The sequence below is a fragment of the Adlercreutzia muris genome (assembly GCF_041223505.1).
GTDB classification, from domain to species: Bacteria; Actinomycetota; Coriobacteriia; order Coriobacteriales; family Eggerthellaceae; genus Adlercreutzia; species Adlercreutzia muris.
The window spans coordinates 249,155-270,091 of sequence record NZ_JBCLQK010000003.1; the positions used below are offsets into that span (position 1 = coordinate 249,155).

23 protein-coding genes are annotated in these 20,937 nt (G+C 64.4%); 22 read left to right on the forward strand and 1 reads right to left on the reverse strand.

Translation table 11 applies throughout. From position 1 onward, the window contains the following. The first annotated feature begins 23 nt into the window (after window positions 1–23). From AAK988_RS04790 to AAK988_RS04890, 21 genes are all read left to right on the forward strand, one after another. On the forward strand, window positions 24–2,261 hold the full coding sequence (locus AAK988_RS04790) for a YgiQ family radical SAM protein (RefSeq protein WP_369872904.1): 2,238 nt from the start codon (window positions 24–26) through the stop codon (window positions 2,259–2,261). A 913-nt stretch (window positions 2,262–3,174) separates the two neighbouring features. Then, entirely contained in the window at window positions 3,175–4,005 is an 831-nt protein-coding gene (gene rplB, locus AAK988_RS04795; protein WP_135970794.1) for a 50S ribosomal protein L2, read from the forward strand. 20 nt (window positions 4,006–4,025) lie between these two features. After that, window positions 4,026–4,298 carry a 30S ribosomal protein S19 gene (gene rpsS / locus AAK988_RS04800; protein WP_135970795.1) on the forward strand — a complete coding sequence of 91 codons (273 nt, stop codon included), beginning with the start codon at window positions 4,026–4,028 and terminating at the stop codon, window positions 4,296–4,298. 19 nt (window positions 4,299–4,317) lie between these two features. Further along, window positions 4,318–4,659, forward strand: coding sequence for a 50S ribosomal protein L22 (gene rplV, locus AAK988_RS04805; protein ID WP_160323975.1), 342 nt, complete (start codon window positions 4,318–4,320; stop codon window positions 4,657–4,659). A 3-nt stretch (window positions 4,660–4,662) separates the two neighbouring features. Next, window positions 4,663–5,376 (forward strand): 30S ribosomal protein S3, encoded by a 714-nt coding sequence (gene rpsC / locus AAK988_RS04810; RefSeq protein ID WP_135970797.1) that lies wholly within the window; start codon window positions 4,663–4,665, stop codon window positions 5,374–5,376. After that, a complete protein-coding gene (gene rplP, locus AAK988_RS04815) occupies window positions 5,377–5,799 on the forward strand; it encodes a 50S ribosomal protein L16 (RefSeq protein WP_016309215.1) in 423 nt (140 codons plus the stop codon). Then, window positions 5,799–5,993 (forward strand): 50S ribosomal protein L29, encoded by a 195-nt coding sequence (gene rpmC / locus AAK988_RS04820; RefSeq protein ID WP_016309214.1) that lies wholly within the window; start codon window positions 5,799–5,801, stop codon window positions 5,991–5,993. Before rplP ends, rpmC begins: the two co-directional genes overlap by 1 nt. Window positions 5,994–6,012: 19 nt before the next feature. Further along, a complete protein-coding gene (rpsQ, locus tag AAK988_RS04825) occupies window positions 6,013–6,273 on the forward strand; it encodes a 30S ribosomal protein S17 (protein ID WP_135970798.1) in 261 nt (86 codons plus the stop codon). A gap of 51 nt (window positions 6,274–6,324) precedes the next feature. Next, window positions 6,325–6,693: a 50S ribosomal protein L14 gene (rplN, locus tag AAK988_RS04830; protein ID WP_022740329.1), complete on the forward strand. Its 369-nt coding sequence runs from the start codon at window positions 6,325–6,327 to the stop codon at window positions 6,691–6,693. A gap of 13 nt (window positions 6,694–6,706) precedes the next feature. Then, window positions 6,707–7,039, forward strand: coding sequence for a 50S ribosomal protein L24 (rplX, locus tag AAK988_RS04835; protein ID WP_440132284.1), 333 nt, complete (start codon window positions 6,707–6,709; stop codon window positions 7,037–7,039). Between the two features lie 176 nt (window positions 7,040–7,215). Beyond that, entirely contained in the window at window positions 7,216–7,767 is a 552-nt protein-coding gene (gene rplE / locus AAK988_RS04840; protein WP_135970799.1) for a 50S ribosomal protein L5, read from the forward strand. A 91-nt stretch (window positions 7,768–7,858) separates the two neighbouring features. Beyond that, complete coding sequence (locus AAK988_RS04845) at window positions 7,859–8,044, forward strand: type Z 30S ribosomal protein S14 (RefSeq protein ID WP_013980746.1); 186 nt, start codon at window positions 7,859–7,861, stop codon at window positions 8,042–8,044. A 100-nt stretch (window positions 8,045–8,144) separates the two neighbouring features. Next, the gene (gene rpsH, locus AAK988_RS04850; RefSeq protein WP_135970800.1) at window positions 8,145–8,543 is read left to right on the forward strand and encodes a 30S ribosomal protein S8; all 399 of its coding nucleotides are present in this window, start codon (window positions 8,145–8,147) and stop codon (window positions 8,541–8,543) included. 19 nt (window positions 8,544–8,562) lie between these two features. Continuing rightward, window positions 8,563–9,102, forward strand: a complete 540-nt coding sequence (gene rplF / locus AAK988_RS04855; RefSeq protein ID WP_135970801.1) for a 50S ribosomal protein L6 — start codon at window positions 8,563–8,565, stop codon at window positions 9,100–9,102. A 33-nt stretch (window positions 9,103–9,135) separates the two neighbouring features. After that, the gene (rplR, locus tag AAK988_RS04860; protein WP_135970802.1) at window positions 9,136–9,504 is read left to right on the forward strand and encodes a 50S ribosomal protein L18; all 369 of its coding nucleotides are present in this window, start codon (window positions 9,136–9,138) and stop codon (window positions 9,502–9,504) included. A gap of 14 nt (window positions 9,505–9,518) precedes the next feature. Beyond that, window positions 9,519–10,049 (forward strand): 30S ribosomal protein S5, encoded by a 531-nt coding sequence (gene rpsE, locus AAK988_RS04865; RefSeq protein ID WP_135970803.1) that lies wholly within the window; start codon window positions 9,519–9,521, stop codon window positions 10,047–10,049. Continuing rightward, the gene (gene rpmD / locus AAK988_RS04870; RefSeq protein WP_135970804.1) at window positions 10,049–10,240 is read left to right on the forward strand and encodes a 50S ribosomal protein L30; all 192 of its coding nucleotides are present in this window, start codon (window positions 10,049–10,051) and stop codon (window positions 10,238–10,240) included. The genes rpsE and rpmD overlap by 1 nt, the downstream gene beginning before the upstream one ends. A gap of 154 nt (window positions 10,241–10,394) precedes the next feature. After that, complete coding sequence (gene rplO / locus AAK988_RS04875; RefSeq protein ID WP_135970805.1) at window positions 10,395–10,844, forward strand: 50S ribosomal protein L15; 450 nt, start codon at window positions 10,395–10,397, stop codon at window positions 10,842–10,844. Next, a complete protein-coding gene (gene secY / locus AAK988_RS04880; RefSeq protein WP_135970806.1) occupies window positions 10,838–12,118 on the forward strand; it encodes a preprotein translocase subunit SecY in 1,281 nt (426 codons plus the stop codon). Before rplO ends, secY begins: the two co-directional genes overlap by 7 nt. 34 nt (window positions 12,119–12,152) lie before the next feature. After that, a complete protein-coding gene (locus tag AAK988_RS04885; RefSeq protein WP_135970807.1) occupies window positions 12,153–12,779 on the forward strand; it encodes an adenylate kinase in 627 nt (208 codons plus the stop codon). Between the two features lie 102 nt (window positions 12,780–12,881). Continuing rightward, a complete protein-coding gene (locus tag AAK988_RS04890) occupies window positions 12,882–15,071 on the forward strand; it encodes a cytochrome C oxidase Cbb3 (RefSeq protein WP_369872900.1) in 2,190 nt (729 codons plus the stop codon). A 13-nt stretch (window positions 15,072–15,084) separates the two neighbouring features. Here the strand turns inward: AAK988_RS04890 and AAK988_RS04895 are convergent, their stop codons facing one another. Then, on the reverse strand, window positions 15,085–16,764 hold the full coding sequence (locus tag AAK988_RS04895; RefSeq protein WP_369872898.1) for an ABC transporter substrate-binding protein: 1,680 nt from the start codon (window positions 16,762–16,764) through the stop codon (window positions 15,085–15,087). Between the two features lie 442 nt (window positions 16,765–17,206). Here AAK988_RS04895 and nifJ point away from each other — a divergent pair, with 442 nt between their 5' ends. After that, window positions 17,207–20,758, forward strand: a complete 3,552-nt coding sequence (gene nifJ, locus AAK988_RS04900; RefSeq protein WP_369872897.1) for a pyruvate:ferredoxin (flavodoxin) oxidoreductase — start codon at window positions 17,207–17,209, stop codon at window positions 20,756–20,758. Window positions 20,759–20,937: the final 179 nt, after the last annotated feature.

Genomic DNA, 20,937 nt, shown 5'->3' on the forward strand with positions numbered 1-20,937 from the left:
CCCTTTCTATGAAGAAGGTAGCTGTGTCGAAGAAAACCCCATCGAAGCGCCCGATATCTCCGAAGGACGAGAAGGCCAGTCCCCGGCCATCGCGCAGCTCTGTGCCCGCCTCGGCCTTCTTGCCCACCACGCGGGCCGAGGCCGACGAACGCGGCTGGGACGAGCTCGATTTCGTCTATGTCTCGGGCGACGCCTACGTGGATCACCCCTCCTTCGGAAGCGCCATCATCACTCGCGTGCTGGAGGCCCACGGCTACAAGGTGGGCGTCATCGCCCAGCCCGATTGGAGCGACCCCGAGAGCATCGCCGTGTTCGGCGAGCCGCGCTTGGGTTTCCTCGTGTCGGCGGGCAACATGGACTCCATGGTGAACCACTACACCGTGAACAAGAAGCGCCGCCATGACGACGCCTACACTCCCGGTGGCCGCAGCGGGGCGCGGCCCAACCACGCGGCGGTGGTGTATTCCAATCTCATCCGCCGTACCTTCAAGAAAGCGCCCATCATCTTAGGCGGCATCGAAGCGAGCCTGCGCCGTCTGGCTCACTATGACTACTGGTCCGACTCGCTCAAACGCTCTATCCTCATGGATTCGGGGGCCGATCTCATCTCCTACGGCATGGGGGAGCGCTCCATCGTGGAGATCGCCGATGCGCTCGCCGCCGGTCTTGCGGTGGAGGACCTCACCTTCATCGACGGCACGGTGTACCGCACTCGCTCGCTGGATCATGTGGTGGACTACCAGATGCTGCCGAGTTGGGAGGAGGCGTCCGCCAGCAAGCGCGCCTTCGCGGAGAGCTTTGCCATCCAGTACCGCGAGAGCGATCCGGTGAAGGGAGGGCGGCTGGTGGAGGCCTATCCTCACGGCGTGTACGTGGTGCAGAATCCGCCCGCTGCCCCGCTGACCCAAAACGAGATGGACGCCGTCTACCGGCTGCCCTACGCCCGCACGTGGCATCCGTCCTACGACGAGGCCGGCGGCGTGCCGGCCCTTTCCGAGGTGAAGTTCTCCCTCACTTCCTGTCGCGGTTGCTTCGGCGAATGCTCCTTCTGCGCACTCACTTTCCATCAGGGGCGCATCGTCACGGGCCGCTCCCACGAGTCGCTTTTGGAAGAGGCCCGCGCCATGACCGCCGAGCCCGACTTCAAGGGCTACATCAACGACGTGGGCGGTCCCACAGCGAACTTCCGCGGGCCGGCCTGTGCCAGGCAGCGTGCCCGGGGCGCCTGCGTCGACCGCCGCTGCCTGGGCACGAAGCTCTGTCCGGCCCTGAAGGTCGACCACCGTGACTACACGGGCCTCCTGCGCAAGCTGCGGCGCCTGCCCGGGGTGAAGAAGGTGTTCGTGCGCAGCGGCATCCGCTTCGACTACGTCATGGCCGACCCCGACCCGGATTGCACCTTCCTGCACGAGCTGGCTGCCCACCACGTGTCCGGCCAGCTGCGTGTGGCCCCCGAGCATGTGTCCGATAGGGTGCTGGCCGCCATGGGCAAGCCGCCGCGAGCCGTCTACGACGCCTTCTGCGAGGCCTTCGAGGAGGCGAACCGGGCAACGGGCAAGCAGCAGTTCGTCGTGCCCTATCTCATGAGCTCGCACCCGGGCAGCACGCTTGCCGAGGCTATCGAGCTGGCAGAGTACGTGCGCGACATGGGCTTCAATCCCGAGCAGGTGCAGGACTTCTACCCCACGCCCTCCACCATCTCCACGTGCATGTACTACACGGGTCTCAACCCGCTGACCATGGAGCCCGTCTACGTGCCGAGAAGCCCTCGCGAGAAGGCCATGCAGCGCGCGCTCATCCAGTATCGCAACCCCGCCAACTACGACCTGGTGCGCGAGGCGCTGGAGAAGGCCGGCCGCCAAGACCTCATCGGCTGGGACGAGGGCTGCCTCATCCGCCCCATTCGCCCCAAGAAGCGCGATGGAAAAGAGGGCGTTCCGTGCAACGGAAAGAGCGAGGTCGATGCCGGCCGGGGAGGCAGCGGCGGCAAGGGCAGCAAGGGCAGAGGCGGCAAGGGGAGGGCGCGAAAGCCGTCGAGGCCCAATGCCCGCACGTCCGGTGCCTCTACAGAGGCGCACTTCGGTAGCCGGCGCACCGCAAGCGGGGGAGGCCCGGACAGCCGGTGCTCCGCGGGCGGGAGAAGGCCTGGTAAGCCCCCGAAGGCTGCCGCGCTCGGTCACCTCGACTCCGCCAAACCTCCGCGCGGGGGCAAGCCGCCCAAGGCTAATGGCCGCAAGGGCGGCATCCGCAAGGGACGTTAGCCCCACGCGGCTCGCAATTGGGAGAGGAGCACCAAACAACCCGTTTGCGACATGGAGCAAAACATTTCTGTCGCATACAGGCTGTTTGGTGCTTCAATGCTGTCTCCAATATCCACTCTGGACTGTAAAAGCCCAAGAAAGGCCAGGTCGGCAAAGGACTGGCATTGCTTTGCTGACACCAAACTGTCATTTTGCGCCATCTTCCCTCCCGGATATGTCGCAAATGTGCGGTTTGGTGCCCCTCCCCGGCGGTGTCCAGCCCCGGCCAACAGGCGGCCCCCCGCGCGGCCCCGCCAGCGAACGTGGCGTCCCGTGGCCCGCGCGGCCCCGCCAGCGAGCGCCCCGTGTCCCCCGGAGCTCCCGCTGGCGGGCACCGCTCCTCTCCGCGCAGCCCCCATCAGCGAGTGCGGCTCCCCACCGCAATCCCCATCAGCGAGCGTCCCCCGTGACCCCCGGCGTTCCCGCCAGCGAGCACGGCTTCCGCTCGGTGGCTTTCTGCCTCGGGCCGCCCGTCGCCGGCCGCCCGGCGCCGGCTCGCTTCGTGCGGCCTCCCGCGAGGCGTCCCCGGGGCCCTCTTCCCGCCCAGGTTCGGCGAGCTCCCCGCATGTGCGCGAAATGTGACGGTCGCGCCGTCTGGGAAAAACTTCTTGAAACCCCCGCATGCCACGCCTATAATGCATCTTTGCGTCTATGTGCCTATGGATACACCCGGACGCGTGGTTAGACGGCGTCGCGACGGAGAGCCTCCATCTGCGCCGATCGGCAATCGCCTGACCACTTAAAGTAGGGGAGCTTCCGGTGTGCGGAGAGGCGCGCGAGCGGAAGGTCCGAAGTAAGGGGCAACGTCACGCGCACCGGTTGCCGTTACCGGCCGGAGCGGTGGGGAAGCCCGAGGTTAAGAAAGGTTGTTACTGTGGGAATCAAACAGTACAAGCCGACGAGCCCCGGCCGACGTTTTCAGACGGTCTCCGACTTCGCGGAGATCACCACGTCCAAGCCGGAGAAGTCTCTGCTGGCCCCGAAGCCGAAGAAGGCCGGTCGTAACTGCTACGGTCGCATCACCGTCCGTCACCAGGGCGGCGGCAACAAGCAGCGCTACCGCATCATCGACTTCAAGCGGAACAAGGACGGCGTGCCCGCCAAGGTCGCGACCATCGAGTACGACCCCAACCGTTCCGCCCGTATCGCTCTGCTGCACTATGTTGACGGCGAGAAGCGCTACATCATCCACCCGAAGGGCCTGAAGGTGGGCGACATCGTGGTTTCCGGCCCCGATGCCGACATCAAGCCCGGCAACGCGCTGCCCTTGGCCAACATCCCGGTCGGTACGCTCATCCACAACGTGGAACTGCAGCCCGGCAAGGGTGCCGCCATCGCCCGTTCCGCCGGCACCTCCATCCAGCTCATGGGCAAGGAGGGCAACTACGCCATCCTGCGCATGCCCTCTTCCGAGATGCGCCGCGTGCTGATCACCTGCCGCGCCACCATCGGCGAGGTGGGCAATGCCGAGCACTCCAACATCAAGATCGGCAAGGCCGGCCGCAAGCGTTGGATGGGCGTCCGTCCGACTGTCCGCGGTACCGTCATGAACCCGGTCGACCACCCGCACGGCGGCGGCGAGGGCAAGAACAAGTCCGCCGGTCGTCACCCGGTCACCCCGTGGGGCGTGCCCACCAAGGGCCATCGCACCCGCAACCCGAAGAAGGCTTCCAGCCGTCTCATCATCCGTCGTCGCAAGAAGTAGCGGAATAGAAGGAGTCTTAAGTGAGCAGAAGTTTGAAAAAGGGTCCTTTCGTAGAGCCGCGCCTGCTTGCCCGTATCGAGGCAATGAACGCGGCGGGCGAAAAGAACGTCATCAAGACCTGGTCCCGCGCCAGCACCATCTTCCCGGAAATGGTGGGCCACACCATCGCCGTGTACGATGGTCGCAAGCACGTGCCGGTCTATGTTACCGAGTCTATGGTTGGCCACAAGCTGGGCGAGTTCTCGCCGACCCGTACCTTCAAGGGTCATGCGGCCGACAAGAAGAAGCGATAGGGCATAGGTGAGAAGTTACATGGAAACTAAAGCAGTATCGCGTTACGTCCGTATCGCTCCCCGCAAGGCCCGCGTCGTGGTCGACCTGGTTCGCGGCAAGTCCGTTGCCCAGGCCCGCGAGATCCTGGCCTTCTGCGAGCGCGCCGCCGCCGAGGTCGTTGTGAAGACGCTGAACTCCGCCGTGGCCAACGCCGAGCACAACAACCACCTTCGCGCCGACAACCTGGTCGTGAAGACCGCGTTTGTCGACGAGGGTCCCACCCTGAAGCGCATTCGTCCCCGCGCCAAGGGCTCCGCGTCGCGCATCAACAAGCGCACGTGCCACATCACCATCATCGTCGCACCCCGAGAGGAGGCATAAGGAATGGGTCAGAAAGTAAGCCCTACCGGATTCCGCCTCGGTATCACCGAGGATTGGCGCAGCCGCTGGTACGCCGGCAAGGACTACGCCGCCACGCTTGAGAACGACATTGCCATCCGCAAGTTCCTCGATGCGCGCCTCGCCCGCGCCTCCGTCTCCAAGGTGGAGATCGAGCGTGCCGGCGACAAGATCAAGGTCGCCATCACCACCGCCCGTCCCGGCGTGGTCATCGGCAAGAAGGGCGCCGAGATCGACGCCCTGCGCAAGGACCTGGAGAAGGTCGCCAACGGCCCGGTCTCCATCGACGTGATCGAGGTGAAGCGTCCCGAGCTGGATGCCGAGCTGATCGCCCAGTCCGTGGCCGAGCAGCTCGAGGGCCGCGTGGCCTTCCGCCGCGCCATGCGCAAGGCCGTGCAGTCCGCCATGAAGTCCGGCGCCAAGGGTATCCGTATCCAGTGCTCCGGCCGTCTGGGCGGTGCCGAGATGAGCCGCCGCGAGTGGTACCGCGAGGGCCGCGTGCCGCTGCACACCCTCCGTGCGAAGATCGACTACGGCTTCGCCACCGCCGCCACTACCATGGGCTCCATCGGCGTGCAGGTGTGGGTGTACCACGGCGAGGTGCTGCCGGGCCAGAAGGCCCCCCAGCCCGCGCTCGAGGGCTCTTCCCGCCCGAGCCGTTCCCGTCGTAACGATCGCCGCGAGAGGGGTGACAAGTAAATGCTCGTACCTAAGCGCGTCAAGCACCGCAAGGTGCAGCGTGGTTCCATGAAGGGCAAGGCCAAGGGTGGCACGCGCCTGAACCACGGTGAGTACGGTATCCAGGCCCTCGAGGCTCACTGGATCACCAACCGTCAGATCGAGGCTGCTCGTATCGCCATGACCCGTCACATGAAGCGTGGCGGTAAGGTGTGGATCACCATCTTCCCCGACAAGCCCATCACCTCCAAGCCCGCCGAGACCCGCATGGGTTCCGGTAAGGGCAACCCCGAGGGCTGGGTTGCTGTCGTGAAGCCGGGCCGCATCATGTTCGAGATCGCCGGTGTGGACGATGAGACCGCCCGCGAGGCACTTCGTTTGGCCATCAACAAGCTGCCCATCAAGTGCAAGATCGTCACTCGTGAAACGGAGGGGCAGCAATAATGAAAGCAGCAGAGATTCGTGAACTTTCTGCCGAGGACCTGCAGGTGAAGTTGAAGGAGGCCAAGGCTGAGCTGTTCAACCTTCGCTTCCAGATGGCCACGAGCCAGCTTGACAACACCGCCCGCGTGAAGCAGGTTAAGAAGGACATCGCGCGCATCATGACTGAGATGCGGGCTCGCGAGCTGAGCGCGTAGATCAAGGAAGGTGCAAACAATGACTGAAGAGCGTAACCTGCGTAAGGTCCGTCAGGGCATCGTGGTCAGCGACGCCAACGACAAGACCATCGTGGTGGCTGTGGAGGAGCGCAAGCCCCACCCCATCTACAAGAAGATGATTACCTCCACCAAGAAGTTCCATGCCCATGACGAGAACAACGAGGCCGGTATCGGCGACACCGTTCAGATCATGGAGACGCGCCCGCTGTCCAAGATGAAGCGCTGGCGCCTCGTGAAGATCGTCGAGAAGGCCAAATAGTTTTAGTGCCCCGGCACGAAGGCTATTGTTAAGGAAAGTTAGGAACATCACATGATTCAGATGCAATCCATGCTCGCCGTGGCCGACAACTCCGGCGCTCGCAAGGTGCAGTGCATCAAGGTCCTGGGCGGCTCTAAGCGCCGCTATGCGGGCCTCGGTGACGTGATCATCTGCAGCGTCAAGGAAGCGATGCCCAACGGCAACGTCAAAAAGGGCGAGGTCGTGCGCTGCGTGATCGTGCGCGTGAAGAAGGAAGTTCGTCGCGCCGACGGCTCCTACATCCGCTTCGATCAGAACGCCGCTGTGCTGATCAATAACGACGGCTCCCCCCGTGGCACCCGTATCTTCGGGCCCGTGGCGCGCGAGCTGCGCGACAAGAAGTACATGAAGATCGTGTCTCTGGCACCGGAAACGCTGTAAGGGAGGTGTCAGAATGGCTCAGAACAAGATGACGATCCGCAAGGGCGACACCGTCAAGGTGATCACCGGCAAGGACCGCGGCAAGACCGGCAAGGTGCTCCGTTCCGTCCCCGAGAAGTCCCGCGTGGTGGTCGAGAAGGTGAACATGGTCAAGAAGGCCATGCGTCCCACCCAGCAGAATCCCCAGGGCGGCATTTCCTCCCTTGAGGCCCCGATCCACGTCTCCAACGTGATGCTCGTGTGCCCGAGCTGCGGTGAGGCCACCCGTGTGGCCCGTCGCCGCGACGAGGGCAAGCTCGTCCGCGTCTGCAAGAAGTGCGGCAAGGACATCCCGGCTGCCGAGTAGAGTTTTCGTGAAAATCCGCCCGTTCGTTGAGAGCGGGCGGATTTTTCCTTGGATAGAGTGCCCGCTTGTGGGACAATATCCAATCGCGCGCTCGCGCGCTATGGCCCTGGGAAGGTCCCAGGGACGCGGGGTCGGAAATCCCGCGTTTAATCCATCGAAGAAAGGCAAGAGAAGACATGGCTGAAACCCCTCGTCTGAAGGTCAAGTACACGACCGAGATCGTGCCGGCTCTCATTGAGCAGCTCGGCATCAAGAACGTGAACTGCGTGCCCCGCCTCGAGAAGATCGTGGTAAACATGGGCGTTGGCGCCGCCGCCGGCGACTCCAAGCTGCTCGATGCCGCCATGAACGACATGCGCATCATCACCGGTCAGCAGCCCTGCGTCACCCGCGCGAAGAAGTCCATCGCCGGCTTCCATGTGCGCGAGGGCCAGGCCATCGGCTGCAAGGTGACCCTGCGCGGCGACCGCATGTGGGAGTTCCTCGATCGTCTGCTGGCCACCGCTCTTCCCCGCGTCCGCGACTTCCGCGGTATCTCGCCGAAGAGCTTCGACGGTCGCGGCAACTACACGCTCGGCATCACCGAGCAGCTGATCTTCCCCGAGATCGAGTACGACAAGATCGACCGTACCCGCGGTATGGACATCACCTTTGTCACCAATGCCGGCGAGAACGAGGGCGCCCTCGCGCTGCTGACGGCGCTCGGCTTCCCGTTCAAGAGCAAGTAAAACGGCAGGGCAGAAGCCCTCGTCGCGTAACCTCAGGTTTTGAGTCCGCGAAAAGGAATGCGGGCTTGAAGGCATAAGAAAGAAGGAATGCATGGCTAAGAAATCGATGATCGCCAAAGCCAAGCGCGAACCGAAGTTCTCGACGCGGCAGCACAACCGCTGCACCCGTTGCGGACGTCCCCGCGCCTACTATCGCAAGTTCGGCCTGTGCCGTATCTGCGTGCGTGAGTTGGCTAACAAAGGCGAGCTGCCCGGCGTGACCAAGGCTTCCTGGTAGGAACCGACCCACGTCAGGGTGTGCCAGCGTTACAGGCGGAGGCGCTATGGGCGCCGACGAACCGAACGCATGGTTCATCACGGATCAAAGGAGAAACCACATGACAATGACCGACCCCATCGCAGACATGCTGACGCGCGTGCGCAACGGCCAGTCTGCCGGCAAGGCGACGGTGTCCATGCCGTCGAGCAAGAAGCTCGTCGAGATCGTGCGCATCATGGAGCAGGAGGGCTACATCCAGCGCTTCGACGTGATCGACGGCGAGCCCCGCGCCACCCTTGAGATCACCCTCAAGTACGGCCCGAAGAAGGCCAAGACCATCCGCGGCATCAAGCGCATCTCCAAGCCCGGCCTGCGTATCTACGCCGGCAAGGACGAGCTGCCCCGCGTGCTCGGCGGTCTCGGCTGCGCCATTATTTCGACGTCCCGCGGCGTGATGACCGACCGCGATGCCCGTAAAGAGGGCATCGGCGGCGAGGTTGTCGCCTATCTGTGGTAGGAAAGGAAGGGATTGACCTATGTCTCGTATCGGTAAGATGCCCGTTCCCGTTCCTGCCGGCGTCGATGTGACCATCGACGGCCAGACGGTGACGGTGAAGGGCCCCAAGGGCGAATTGACCCGCACGTTCCTTCCGTCCATGACCATCGTCCGCGAGGGCGACGAGCTCATCGTGACCCGCCCCGACGACACCCGTGAGTCCAAGAGCGCTCACGGCCTGACTCGCACGCTGCTCGCCAACATGGTGGAGGGCGTGTCCGCCGGCTTCTCCAAGAAGCTGCAGCTCGTCGGCGTCGGCTACCGTGCCGCTCTCAAGGGCAAGGACCTCGAGATGCAGCTCGGCTACTCCCACCCGGTGCTGGTGGAGGCTCCCGAGGGCATTGCCTTCGAGGTTCCCTCCCAGACCGAGATCGTGGTCTCCGGCCCGAGCAAGGAGCAGGTCGGCCAGGTTGCCGCGAACATCCGCAAGTGGCGCAAGCCGGAGCCCTACAAGGGCAAGGGCATCCGCTACGAGGGCGAGCATGTCCGCCGCAAGGCTGGCAAGGCCGGCAAAGACTAAGCCTACTCGGTAGCTGATTGAAGGGATTAACCTATGAATAAGCAACAGAAGAAGCAGGCCGGTCTCGCCCGTCGCCATCGTCGCGTCCGCGGTAAGATCTCCGGCACTGCAGCCCGTCCGCGCCTTTGCGTGACGCGCAGCAACAGCAACATCTACGCTCAGGTCATCGATGACGTGGCCCATGTCACCATCTGCGGTGTGTCCACTCTCGGCCCCGACTTCAAGGCCACCGGCAAGTCCGGCGCCACCGTCGAGGGCGCAGCTGAGCTCGGCGCCATCGTCGGCAAGCTGGCCCAGGAGAAGGGCGTGACGGAAGTTGTGTTCGACCGTGGCGGCAACCTGTATCACGGGCGCATCAAGGCTCTGGCCGACGCTGCCCGCGAAGCCGGATTGAAATTCTAGAAGGGGTTTGGCATATGGCTCGTAACAACAACCGTCAGCAGGAGAGCACTACTCCTGAGCTGCAGGAGCGCGTCGTTTTCATCAACCGCGTGTCCAAGGTCGTCAAGGGCGGCCGCCGCTTCGGCCTGACCGCGCTCGTGGTCGTGGGCGACGGCAACGGCCGCGTGGGCGTGGGCATGGGCAAGTCCCAGGAAGTGCCCACCGCCATCAAGAAGGGCGTCGAGGACGCGAAGAAGAACATGTTCACCGTGCCCGTCACCGCCGAGGGCTCCGTGCCCCATGAGATCATGGGCGAGTACGGTGCCGGCCGCGTGCTCATCAAGCCGGCCGTTCCCGGTACCGGTGTTCTGGCCGGCGGCCCGGTCCGCGCCATCATGGAGCTTGCGGGCGTGCAGAACGTCATCACCAAGTCGCTCGGCACCAACAACGCCATGAACATCGTGAAGGCCGCTGCCGAGGGTCTCAAGAACATGGAGAGCCCGGCCGAGGTTGCCGCTCGCCGTGGTATCTCCGTGGCCGAGATGTTCGGCGGGAAGGAGAACTAATGGCTGAGACGAAGAAGACCCTGCGTCTGACCCAGGTCAAGAGCCCCATCGGCCGCAAGCCGAATCAGGGCCGCACCCTGCGCGCCCTGGGCCTGCACCACATCGGCGACACCGTCGATCAGGTCGACAACGAGAGCGTGCGCGGCATGATCTTCACCGTGAAGCACCTCATCACCGTCGAGGAGATCTAAATCTTCTCGCACCCCATTTGATGGTTTCCGGCGCACTCGAAAACGGGTGCGCCGTTGCCATGATAGAAGGAAGTTTGCTGGCGGCGAGCTGCCAGCACCGGTCAGAATTAAGAAAACACCTGGTCGGAAAGCGAAACAAAGGAGAAAGAACAACATGGAACTTAAGGATCTGAAGCCTGCTGCTGGCTCCACCAAGAACCGCAAGCGCGTGGGCCGCGGCCCTGCTTCTGGCACCGGCAAGACCGCCGGTCGCGGCATGAACGGCCAGAAGTCCCGCGCTGGCGGCGGCAAGGGCGCCGGCTTCGAGGGCGGCCAGACTCCGCTGGCCCGTCGCCTGCCGAAGCTGCCCGGCTTCCGCAACTTCAACCGTGTTGAGTACCTGCCCGTCAACGTGAGCCGCCTGGACGCCAAGTTCGAGGCCGGCGACGTGGTGGACGGCGATTCCCTGAAGGCCAAGGGCATCATCAAGCACGCCGACGCTCTCGTGAAGGTGCTCGGCGACGGTGAGATCACCAAGCCTCTCACCGTGCGCGTGGATAAGGTGTCCGCTACCGCCAAGGCGAAGATCGAGGCGGCCGGAGGAAAGGTCGAAGAGCCTTGCTAAGGTCAATTCTTGACGCATTCAAGGTTCCGGAGCTGCGCAAGAAGATCCTCTTCACGTTGGCGATTCTCGCGCTCTACCGCTTCGGGGCCTATGTGCCGGTCCCGGGCATTCCCTTCCACGAGTTTGCCACGGCCTTCCAGGACACCGGTGTGGCTATGACCATGCTGGATCTGTTCACCGGCGGCGCGCTGTCGAACTTCTCGGTGTTCTCCCTTGGGATCATGCCCTACATCACCGCATCCATCATCATGCAGCTGATGCAGGGCGTCATTCCCGCCGTGGGCCGCTGGGCCCGCGAGGGCGATACCGGGCGTCGTAAGATCACCCAGGTCACCCGTTATCTCACGTTGGGCCTGGGCCTCATCAACGCGGTCGGCTACTTGCTGCTGTTCAAGTCCCCGGCCTACGGCGTGCAGTTCTCCACCGAGGTGCCCGAGCTGCTCACGGATGCCATCATCGTGTTCACCCTCGTGGCCGGCACGGCGTTCATCATGTGGATGGGCGAGCTGATCACTCAGCGCGGCATCGGCAACGGCATGTCGCTCATCATCTTCGTGAGCATCGTGTCCCGTGTGCCTTCCGCCATCTTCTCGTCGGTGAACCTCACGAGCGACTTGGGCACGGGTATCGCCCTCACCCTGGTCATCCTGGCCGTGGTGCTGGTGTGCATCCCGCTCATCATCTTCGTTGAGCGAGCCCAGCGCCGCATCCCGGTGAACTATGCCAAGCGCGTGCAAGGTCGCAAGATGATGGGCGGTCAGTCCACCTACATTCCGCTGAAGGTGAACGCGGCCGGCGTTATCCCGATCATCTTCGCGAGCTGCCTCATCTACTTCCCGGCCCAGCTGGCGGCCATCTTCAATGTGGGCTGGCTGACGGAGTTCGCGAACTGGTGCTCCACCGGTTGGCTGAACTGGGTGCTCACGGTGCTGCTCATCGTGTTCTTCGCGTACTTCTACACCTCCATGGTGTTCAATCCCGAAGAGACCGCTGACAACATCCGCAAGCAGGGCGGCTTCATTCCCGGCGTGCGTCCTGGCACGGCCACGGTGCAGTACATCAAAAACGTCATCAATCGCGTGACACTGCCCGGCGGCATCTTCATCGCGGCCATTGCCGTGGTGCCCACCATCATCTTCTTCTTCACGAACAACCAGCTTATCCAAGCGTTCGGCGGCACGTCCATCCTCATCATGATCGGCGTGGCCCTGGACACCATGAGCAAGATCGAGAGTCAGCTGAAGATGTACAACTACGAAGGTTTCTTCAAGTAAGAGGAACCGCAGGTAGAAACGAAAGGATGTTTCCATGAACATCGTGCTTCTTGGGGCTCCCGGTGCTGGCAAGGGCACCCAGGCAGCCAAGCTGGTAGCGGAGTTCGAGCTGCCCCACATCTCCACCGGCGACATGCTGCGCGCGGCGGTGAAGGCGGGCACGCCGCTCGGCCAGAAGGCCAAGTCCTACATGGACGCTGGTGATCTGGTGCCCGATGACGTCATCATCGGCCTGGTGACCGAGCGCCTCCAGGACGGCGACACCGCCAACGGCTTCATCCTCGACGGCTTCCCGCGCACTTCGGCCCAGGCCGTGGCGCTGGACGCCGAGCTCTCCAAGCTGGGCCGCCCCTTGGACGCCGCCCTGCTCATCGACGTTGACCCTGAGGTCATCGTCGGCCGCCTCACCTCCCGTCGCATGTGCCGCGACTGCGGCTACATCGGCAGTGCCGCCGACGGCGATACCTGCCCGAAGTGCGGTGGCGAGATGTACCAGCGCGACGACGACAACGAGGCCACCGTGCGCAACCGCCTGGATGTGTACGAGACTGCCACGAGCCCGCTCATCGACTACTACCGCGGCTGCGAGTTGCTCGTCACCATCGACGGTGACCGCGACCCGGAGGTCGTCTACGCGGACGTGAAGGAAGCGCTCGCCTAGGTTGCGGCCTCGCCGCCGTTGGTCGTCCCGTGAGGTAAGGCGTTTAACCTCTGAAACCCGCATCCCGCGAAGGGGTGCGGGTTTTCTCTATATAATAGGCCCATGCCCACTGTGCGCGAGAACATAGCCTACACCTTCGAGCATTTCATGCTCATCTACCGCGGCACCCTGCTGCGGGCGGTTCGGGCCGTGGCGCTCATCGCGCTATTGGCCGCCGCCTGCGAGGTGTTCGTCTTCAATATGAACTACTTCGCCAGCGCCGGCTACCAAACTATCAACCTCACCGATCGGCTGTCCCTGGCCCAGAACGAGGACGGCACCTACAGCCTCACGGACGTGGACCACGTCATGGAGTTCTCGAACCTCAATACCGAGGTGCACAACATCAAGCTGGACTTCGCCGCGAGCCAACCGGCCCAGCTGGTCTCGGTGAAGATCCAGTTCACGGATGGGGCCCACCAGACCTACTTCGACTCCACGGAGTACACCGTGGGGGTGCCCCTGGCCGACATATCCACGAACGTGGAGCAGAGCAAGTTCGTGAACCTCCAGACCGCCGGCCGCGTGGACAACCTGCGCATCGAGATCGCGGGGGAGGAGCTGGGAGCCGAGGTGTCCTACCCCATCCTGCTCGACGGGCTGTATCTGAACGCCCATCGCCCCTTCGCCTTCAACGGCTGGCGCTTCGCGGCCGTGCTCATGGTCATGCTCGTGGGCTACGGCTTCCGTCCGAAATCGGCCATCTACCGCATCCGTATCGTGGAGAACCCCCGCAAGTCCAAGGCGGGTATCATTTTCGCCGTGTTGGTGGAAGTGGCGCTGCTGACCGGATTTCTGTTCTACGGGTCGAACCTGGTGGGCGTGGCCACCTCGAGCTACAACTACGGCTCCTGGGACGGAGCGTCGGTGGTGAACACCTTCGAAGTGGGCGGCGACAATGCCCAGCAGTACGCCGAGCTGGCCCGGGCCATGGCCGAGGGGCGTCTGTACCTGGACGAAGAGCCGCCCCAGTGGCTCCAGGACATGGAAGATCCCTACGACAAGGGTGCTCGGGATGAGGCCCAGAAGGCCACCGGCGAGCCCTACCTGTTCGATGTGGCCTACTACGAGGGCCACTACTACGTGTACTTCGGCGTCGTGCCGGTGCTCCTGTTCTACCTGCCCTTCTATTTGCTCACGGGGGCGAACTTTCCCACGGCCATCGGCGTGCTCGTTATGGCCATCGCCTTCGTGCTGGGGGCCACGGCTCTGCTCGACCGCTTCGCCCGCTACCACTTCCGCTCGGTTTCCCTCGGTGTGTACCTCCTGTTGCAGATACCGCTCGTGGCCTGTAGCGGCATCTTGTACCTGGTGAAGTTCCCCACCTTCTATTCGCTGCCCATCATGTGCGGGCTCGCCTTCTCGGTGTGGGGCCTGTGCTGCTGGAACCGAGGGAGTGTGGGGCGCCATCGCCGTCCGTGGCTGTTCACCGGGTCGCTGTGCATGGCTCTTGTGGCCGGGTGCCGACCGCAGCTGCTGGTGCTGTCGTTTCTGGCCTTTCCGCTGTTCTGGCGCACCTACATCACCGAGGGGCGGCTGCGCACCCGGGCGGGTGCGGGGGAGTTCGCCTGCCTGGTGGCGCCCTACCTGCTGGTGGCCGCCGGCATCATGGCCTACAACTACGCGCGGTTCGGCTCGCTGACCGATTTCGGCGCCAACTACAACCTCACGGTGAACGATATGACCAAGCGCGGCATGAACCTGGGGCGCCTGGCGCCGGCCTTCTTCACTTACTTCCTGCAGCCGCCCTCCATGGTGGGGGTGTTTCCCTTCCTCCAGCCGGCCCCCTTCGACACCACCTACATGGGCCAAACCATCAAGGAGGTCACCTTCGGCGGCATCTTCGCCTGTCTGCCGCTTCTGTGGGTGCTCGCGTTCTCGAAGCGCATTCTGGGCATGCGGGTGCGGCAGCGCTCGACGCGCACCATTATGGGCGTGATCGTGGTGCTGCTGGCTTCTGGCGTGGTCGTGGCCTTGGCCGATGCGGAACTGGCGGGCATCCTCCAGCGCTATTATGCCGATTTCAGCTTCATGTTCCTGGCGGCCTCGGTGCTGCTGTGCTTCGTCGTGAACGAGCAGCTCTCCCACGCGCGGACCGGCTACGACCTCATGCTGAAGGTGCTTCTCGTGCTGGCGGCGGCGAGCGTCACCTACAGCCTGCTGCTGTGCCTCGTGCCCGAGACCGGCTGGTATTCGGACGTGTACCCCTGGGCCTACCAGGACCTCCTGCAGACGGTGCTGTTCTGGAAGTAAGGTAGCTCTTTTCCTAGATCGGCCGTGCTTCCTTCATGGGGGTCGTGCCGAGGAATAGCAGCCCCGTCGCCCCAATGGGGTCGTAGCCGTCCAGCTGGCCGTCGTAGTAGGCCGTGGCTGTCTCGCGGTGGAACAGCGGGTAGAGCGGCGCCTCGGCGGCGATGATGTCGAAGCACTGGTTCCACAGATCCTGCTGGGCGGCCTCATCGATGCTGGCTCGCGCCTCGGCCATGAGCTCGGATAGCTCGGCGAACTGGGGCGTAGCGGCCCAGCAGGTGCGGGCCCGCGTCCAGACATTGTCGCCGTACCACCAGCTCATGATGAGGTCGGGATCGTTGCCGAAGCAGGACGGATCGCCGGGGGAGAGCACCACATCGAAGGGCAGCAGCGTGGCGGCCTCTGGTGGCGTGGAGATGTCCTCGAACAGCGCTGCGGCATCCAGCGGCACTGCCTCGGCGGTCACGCCCACGGCCTTCCAGTCCTCGATGATCATCGGTGCCAGCGCGCTCACCCAGTTGTCGTTCACGCGCAGGGTAAGGGTGAGCTCTTCCACGCCCGCCTCTGCCAGAAGCTTGCGGGCCTTCTCCGGGTCGTAGCTGTACACCGTGGAGGCGCGGTGGTAGCCGCGGAAGTAGTCGGGCAGAAGCGAGGTGGCCGGACGGGCATGGCCGGCCATGACCTGGCCGATCATAGAGTCCACGTCCAGGGCGTACAGGAGTGCCTGGCGCACGCGGGTATCGTCGAAGGGCGGCCGGGCGCAGTTGAACATGAGGAAGGGCAGGTTGCAGCCGGGCACGTAGTCCACCGATGCTCCCGCCTCAGCGATGGCATCGGCGAGCACCTCGGGGGCCGCCTCCATGGCCAGCACGCGCTTCTCGGCCAGCGCGCGGGTGCGCTCTTCGTCATTAAGGATGACCGACCAGGCCATGCGGTTGCAGGTGGCGGGGTAGGGGCCCTCGTAGCGGTGGTTGGGGGTGAAGGTGATGGTCCCGCCGTCGGCGGCATTCACGGTGTCGTAGCACCATGGGCCGCTTCCGATAGGACGGCTTGTGAGTTCCTCGTCGGTGGCGGTGGCGGGGAAGATGCGCACGAGGGCGAGGCGTTCCCGCAGAAGCGAGCCCATGGGGGCGGTCAGGGCGAAGCGCAGGGTGCGGTCGTCGGTGGCGGTCACAGAGCGGATGAACGAGAGGAAGGGCCCGTAGAGCTCGTCGGCCATATTGCGGTTGAAGGCGTTCACCACGTCGTCCACGGTAAGGGGGCTGTCGTCGGAGAACACGGTGCCCTCCCGCAGGGTCACCTCGAAGGCGAGGTCGTCGATCTGCACCGGGTCGGCCGCGGCCAGCCCCAGCTCGGCGCGGTAGGTGTGCATGTCCAGCTCGTAGAGCCCTTCGAACACGTGCCAGTTCGCGGCCAGGAACAGCCCCGAGGCGCAGCCGATGGGGTTAGGCGTGCCGTCCTCGTAGGCCACGGCCGCCGTCAGCGTGCCAGCCACGCCGCTCTCGATCTCGGGCGCGGCGGCGGGGGCGTCGGGCGCCGGTGCCGGTGCGGGCTCGAGGGGCTGCTCCACCGAGCAGCCGCCCAGGGCCACGGCCGTCGCAGCGGAAGCGGCCCCGGCCACAAAGGCCCGACGGGTAAGAGGGAGGGCGGCGGCCTCGGGCACCGCGAGGAGCGCAGAGAGCGGAGAGGGGACCACGGGCATCCTTTCTCATCGTGATTTCCCACTATTATAGAAGGGCGCCGCGCCTCGTCCGGAAATCCCACAGCAAAGCCAAGGAGCGGGTGCCCCATTGGGTCATCGAGGTCGCCGCCTTTTGAGTCGCCTGATGCGCACAGGGCCGCGCGAGCACTCCGGGTGCGGGGCGCGTCTGTCGAGGGCGGGGATGCCCCGTGGTGGGCGCGTGTCCTCCCGCCGACCGACGGGTCAGGGCTGTGGCGGGGGAGGGGAAACGTTGACGGTTCGTCAGCGGCGGGGGACTGCTATTATCAGACAGGTATTTCTGTTCGCAGAGCAAATCCGACTCGCCGGTCGGTGCGCTTCCGTCCTCTCGACCTCTCCGCGACAGTACCACCCCGCGGATGTTCGCGAGGCCGCAAGCCGGCCGATCCCGCGCGGGCCAGATGCAAAGGAGAGGAACATGACGAGAGTTCTGAAGTCGATGGACGGCAACAACGCCGCGGCGCACGTGTCCTACGCGTTCACCGAGGTTGTCGGCATCTACCCCATCACTCCCTCAAGTCCCATGGCCGACTTCGTCGACATTTGGGCTGCCCAGGGCCGCAAGAACATCTTCGGCACCACGGTGAAGGTGTGCGAGATGCAGTCCGAGGGCGGAGCGGCGGGTGCCGTGCACGGCTCGCTGGCCACCGGCGCGCTGACCACCACCTACACGGCCAGCCAGGGCCTGCTGCTCATGATCCCCAACATGTACAAGATCGCCGCCGAGCAGCTGCCCACGGTCTTCCATGTGTCGGCCCGCACCGTCTCCACCCAGGCGCTCAACATCTTCGGCGACCACTCCGACGTCATGGCCTGCCGCCAGACCGGCTTCGCCATGCTCGCCGAGGGCAACGTGCAGGAGGTCATGGACCTGTCCGCCGTGGCCCACTTGGCCGCCATCAAGGGCCGTGTTCCCTTCCTCAACTTCTTCGATGGCTTCCGTACCTCCCACGAGGTGCAGAAGATCCAGGTGTGGGACTACGAGGATCTGGCCGAGCTGTGCGATATGGATGCGGTGAATGCTTTCCGCGAGCACTCCCTGAACCCGGAGCGCCCGGCCATGCGCGGCTCCCACGAGAACGGCGACATCTTCTTCCAGCACCGCGAGGCCTGTAACTCCATCTACAACGATCTGCCGGCCGTGGTGGAGGAGTACATGAGCAAGGTGAACGCGAAGCTGGGCACCAACTACCAGCTGTTCAACTACTACGGCGCGCCGGACGCCGAGCGCGTTATCGTGGCCATGGGAAGTATCTGCGACGTGGCCGAGGAGGTCATCGACTACCTCACCGCCCAAGGAGAGAAGGTGGGCCTCGTGAAGGTGCGCCTGTACCGCCCCTTCGTGACCGAGAAGTTCGTGGCTGCCCTGCCCGCTAGCTGCAAGAAGATCGCCGTGCTGGACCGCACCAAGGAGCCCGGAAGCATCGGCGAGCCCCTGTACATGGATGTGGTGAACGCGCTGTCCGTGGAAGGCCGCGAGGGCATCACCGTGACCGGCGGCCGCTACGGCCTCGGCTCCAAGGACACCCCGCCCGCGTCCGTGTTCGCCATCTTCACCGAGCTTGAGAAGGACGAGCCGCGCCGCCAGTTCACCATCGGCATCGTGGACGACGTGACGGGCCTGTCCCTGCCCGAGGTGCCCGCCCCCAACACCGCCGCCCCCGGCACCATCGAGTGCAAGTTCTGGGGCCTCGGCGGCGACGGCACCGTGGGCGCGAACAAGAACTCCATCAAGATCATCGGCGATCATACCGACAAGTACGTGCAGGCCTACTTCCAGTACGACTCGAAGAAGACCGGCGGCGTGACCATCTCGCACCTGCGCTTCGGCGACGCCCCCATCCGCAGCCCCTACTACGTGAACAAGGCCGACTTCGTGGCCTGTCACAATCCGTCCTACATCACCAAGGACTTCCCCATTGTGCGCGATGTGAAGCCGGGCGGCGCCTTCCTCATCAACTGCCAGTGGACCCCCGAGGAGCTGGAGCAGCACCTGTCGGCTGACGCGAAGCGCTACATCGCCGAGAACGACATCAAGCTGTACCTCATCAACGCCATCGATTTGGCCATGGAAATCGGCATGGGCAAGCGCACCAACACCATCCTGCAGTCCGCCTTCTTCACCCTGGCCGGCGTTATGCCCCAGGAGGAGGCCATCCGCTATATGAAGGACGCGGCCACGGCCTCCTACGCCAAGAAGGGCCAGGATATCGTGGACATGAACCACAAGGCCATCGATGCCGGCGCTACTGCCTTCGTGGCCGTGGAAGTGCCCGCTTCCTGGAAGGATGCCGAGGGCTCCGTTAAGGCCGCTTCTGCCGAGGGCCGTCCCGAGACCGTGAGCCTTGTGGAGAACATCATGTTCCCCGTGGGCCGCATGGACGGCGACTCCCTGCCCGTGTCCGCCTTCATGGGCTATGAGGACGGCCAGTTCCCGCTGGGCGCCTCGGCCTACGAGAAGCGCGGCGTGGCCGTGCAGGTGCCCGAGTGGAACGCCGACACCTGCATCCAGTGCAACCAGTGCGCGTTCGTGTGCCCTCACGCCACCATTCGTCCCTTCGCCCTGACCGAGGCCGAAATGGCCGCGGCCCCGGCCCAGACCAAGCACATCCCCGTGAAAGGCAAGGTGGGTGCCGACATGCAGTACGTGCTGGCCGTCTCGCCGCTCGACTGCATGGGCTGCGGCCTGTGCGCCATCCAGTGCCCCACCGATTCGCTGACCATGATGCCCATCGCCGATGAGCTGAACGAGCAGCCGGTGTTCGACTACTGCGTGAAGGACGTTGCGCGCAAGGAGGAGCTGGAGGGCACTTCGGTGAAGGCCAGCCAGTTCAAGCGGCCTCTGCTGGAGTTCTCCGGCTCCTGCGCCGGCTGCGCCCAGACCTCCTACGCCCGCCTGGTCACCCAGCTGTTCGGCGATCGCATGTACATCGCCAACGCCACGGGCTGCTCCTCCATCTGGGGCGGTCCGGCGGCCACCTCGCCCTACACGGTGAACGCCGACGGCCACGGTCCGGCCTGGTCCAACTCGCTGTTCGAGGACAATGCCGAGCACGGCATGGGCATGCTTCTGGGCTATGAGGCTGTGCAGGACAAGGTCGTGGTGGATACCGAGGCGCTCATCGAGTGCGCTGGCGCGGCCGGCGAGCTGGCCGACGCGGCCCGTGCGTGGCTCGAGGCCCGCGCTGACGCCGAGGCCTCCAAGGCGGCCGCGGCGGCCTACATCGCGGCCCTGGAGACCGCCGCTGCAGGCGAGGGCGACCTGGCGGCGCTGGCCGCCGGCATCCTGGCCAACAAGAGCTACCTGACCAAGAAGTCCGTCTGGATCTTTGGTGGCGACGGCTGGGCCTACGACATCGGCTACGGCGGTCTGGATCATGTGCTCGCCTCCGGCAAGGACGTGAACGTGTTCGTGTTCGACACCGAGGTGTACTCCAACACCGGCGGCCAGGCCTCCAAGGCCTCCAACCTCGGCCAGGTGGCGCAGTTCGCCGCGGCCGGCAAGGACGTGAAGAAGAAGAGCCTCGCCGAGATCGCCATGACCTACGGCTACGTGTACGTGGCGCAGATCGCCATGGGTGCGAACCTGAACCAGACTATCAAGGCCATCACCGAGGCCGAGGCCTATCCGGGTCCCTCGCTCATCATCGGCTACAGCCCCTGCGAGATGCACTCCATCAAGGGCGGCATGACCAACTGCCAGACCGAGATGAAGAAGGCCGTGGACTGCGGCTACTGGAACCTGCTGCGCTTCAACCCGCAAGGTGCCCCGGGCAAGAAGCTCGTCATCGACTCCAAGGAGCCGGTGGAGGGGGAGTACCAGAACTTCCTCATGAACGAGGCCCGCTACAGCCGTCTGACCCGCGAGTTCCCCGAGCGCGCCGGCGAGCTCTTCGCCGAGAACGAGCGCGCCGCCATGGATCGCTGGGATCATCTGCAGAAGCTCAAGGACCTCTACGCCGCCGAGTAGGGCGAGCGAACGCCAAAGCTTGCCGGCCCAACCCTGGACCGCAACCGAAAAGGGAGCCTTCGGGCTCCCTTTTCATTCGTCTGCGCAAATCGCTCAGCGTCAGAAGCGCGATTTTTCTGCGTTAGACACATCTCCGTTTTAGACACACATAACGTGATGTTCTTTCCGTATTAGCGACA

Excerpts from the sequence above, each read along its gene's own strand:
- rplV (WP_160323975.1), top strand. The coding sequence starts at position 4,318 with ATGGAAACTAAAGCAGTATCGCGTTACGTCCGTATCGCTCCCCGCAAG.
- rpsC (WP_135970797.1), top strand. The coding sequence starts at position 4,663 with ATGGGTCAGAAAGTAAGCCCTACCGGATTCCGCCTCGGTATCACCGAG.
- rplP (WP_016309215.1), top strand. The coding sequence starts at position 5,377 with ATGCTCGTACCTAAGCGCGTCAAGCACCGCAAGGTGCAGCGTGGTTCC.
- rpmC (WP_016309214.1), top strand. The coding sequence starts at position 5,799 with ATGAAAGCAGCAGAGATTCGTGAACTTTCTGCCGAGGACCTGCAGGTG.
- rpsQ (WP_135970798.1), top strand. The coding sequence starts at position 6,013 with ATGACTGAAGAGCGTAACCTGCGTAAGGTCCGTCAGGGCATCGTGGTC.
- rplN (WP_022740329.1), top strand. The coding sequence starts at position 6,325 with ATGATTCAGATGCAATCCATGCTCGCCGTGGCCGACAACTCCGGCGCT.
- rplX (WP_440132284.1), top strand. The coding sequence starts at position 6,707 with ATGGCTCAGAACAAGATGACGATCCGCAAGGGCGACACCGTCAAGGTG.
- rplE (WP_135970799.1), top strand. The coding sequence starts at position 7,216 with ATGGCTGAAACCCCTCGTCTGAAGGTCAAGTACACGACCGAGATCGTG.
- AAK988_RS04845 (WP_013980746.1), top strand. The coding sequence starts at position 7,859 with ATGGCTAAGAAATCGATGATCGCCAAAGCCAAGCGCGAACCGAAGTTC.
- rpsH (WP_135970800.1), top strand. The coding sequence starts at position 8,145 with ATGACAATGACCGACCCCATCGCAGACATGCTGACGCGCGTGCGCAAC.
- rplF (WP_135970801.1), top strand. The coding sequence starts at position 8,563 with ATGTCTCGTATCGGTAAGATGCCCGTTCCCGTTCCTGCCGGCGTCGAT.
- rplR (WP_135970802.1), top strand. The coding sequence starts at position 9,136 with ATGAATAAGCAACAGAAGAAGCAGGCCGGTCTCGCCCGTCGCCATCGT.
- rpsE (WP_135970803.1), top strand. The coding sequence starts at position 9,519 with ATGGCTCGTAACAACAACCGTCAGCAGGAGAGCACTACTCCTGAGCTG.
- rpmD (WP_135970804.1), top strand. The coding sequence starts at position 10,049 with ATGGCTGAGACGAAGAAGACCCTGCGTCTGACCCAGGTCAAGAGCCCC.
- rplO (WP_135970805.1), top strand. The coding sequence starts at position 10,395 with ATGGAACTTAAGGATCTGAAGCCTGCTGCTGGCTCCACCAAGAACCGC.
- AAK988_RS04885 (WP_135970807.1), top strand. The coding sequence starts at position 12,153 with ATGAACATCGTGCTTCTTGGGGCTCCCGGTGCTGGCAAGGGCACCCAG.
- AAK988_RS04890 (WP_369872900.1), top strand. The coding sequence starts at position 12,882 with ATGCCCACTGTGCGCGAGAACATAGCCTACACCTTCGAGCATTTCATG.
- nifJ (WP_369872897.1), top strand. The coding sequence starts at position 17,207 with ATGACGAGAGTTCTGAAGTCGATGGACGGCAACAACGCCGCGGCGCAC.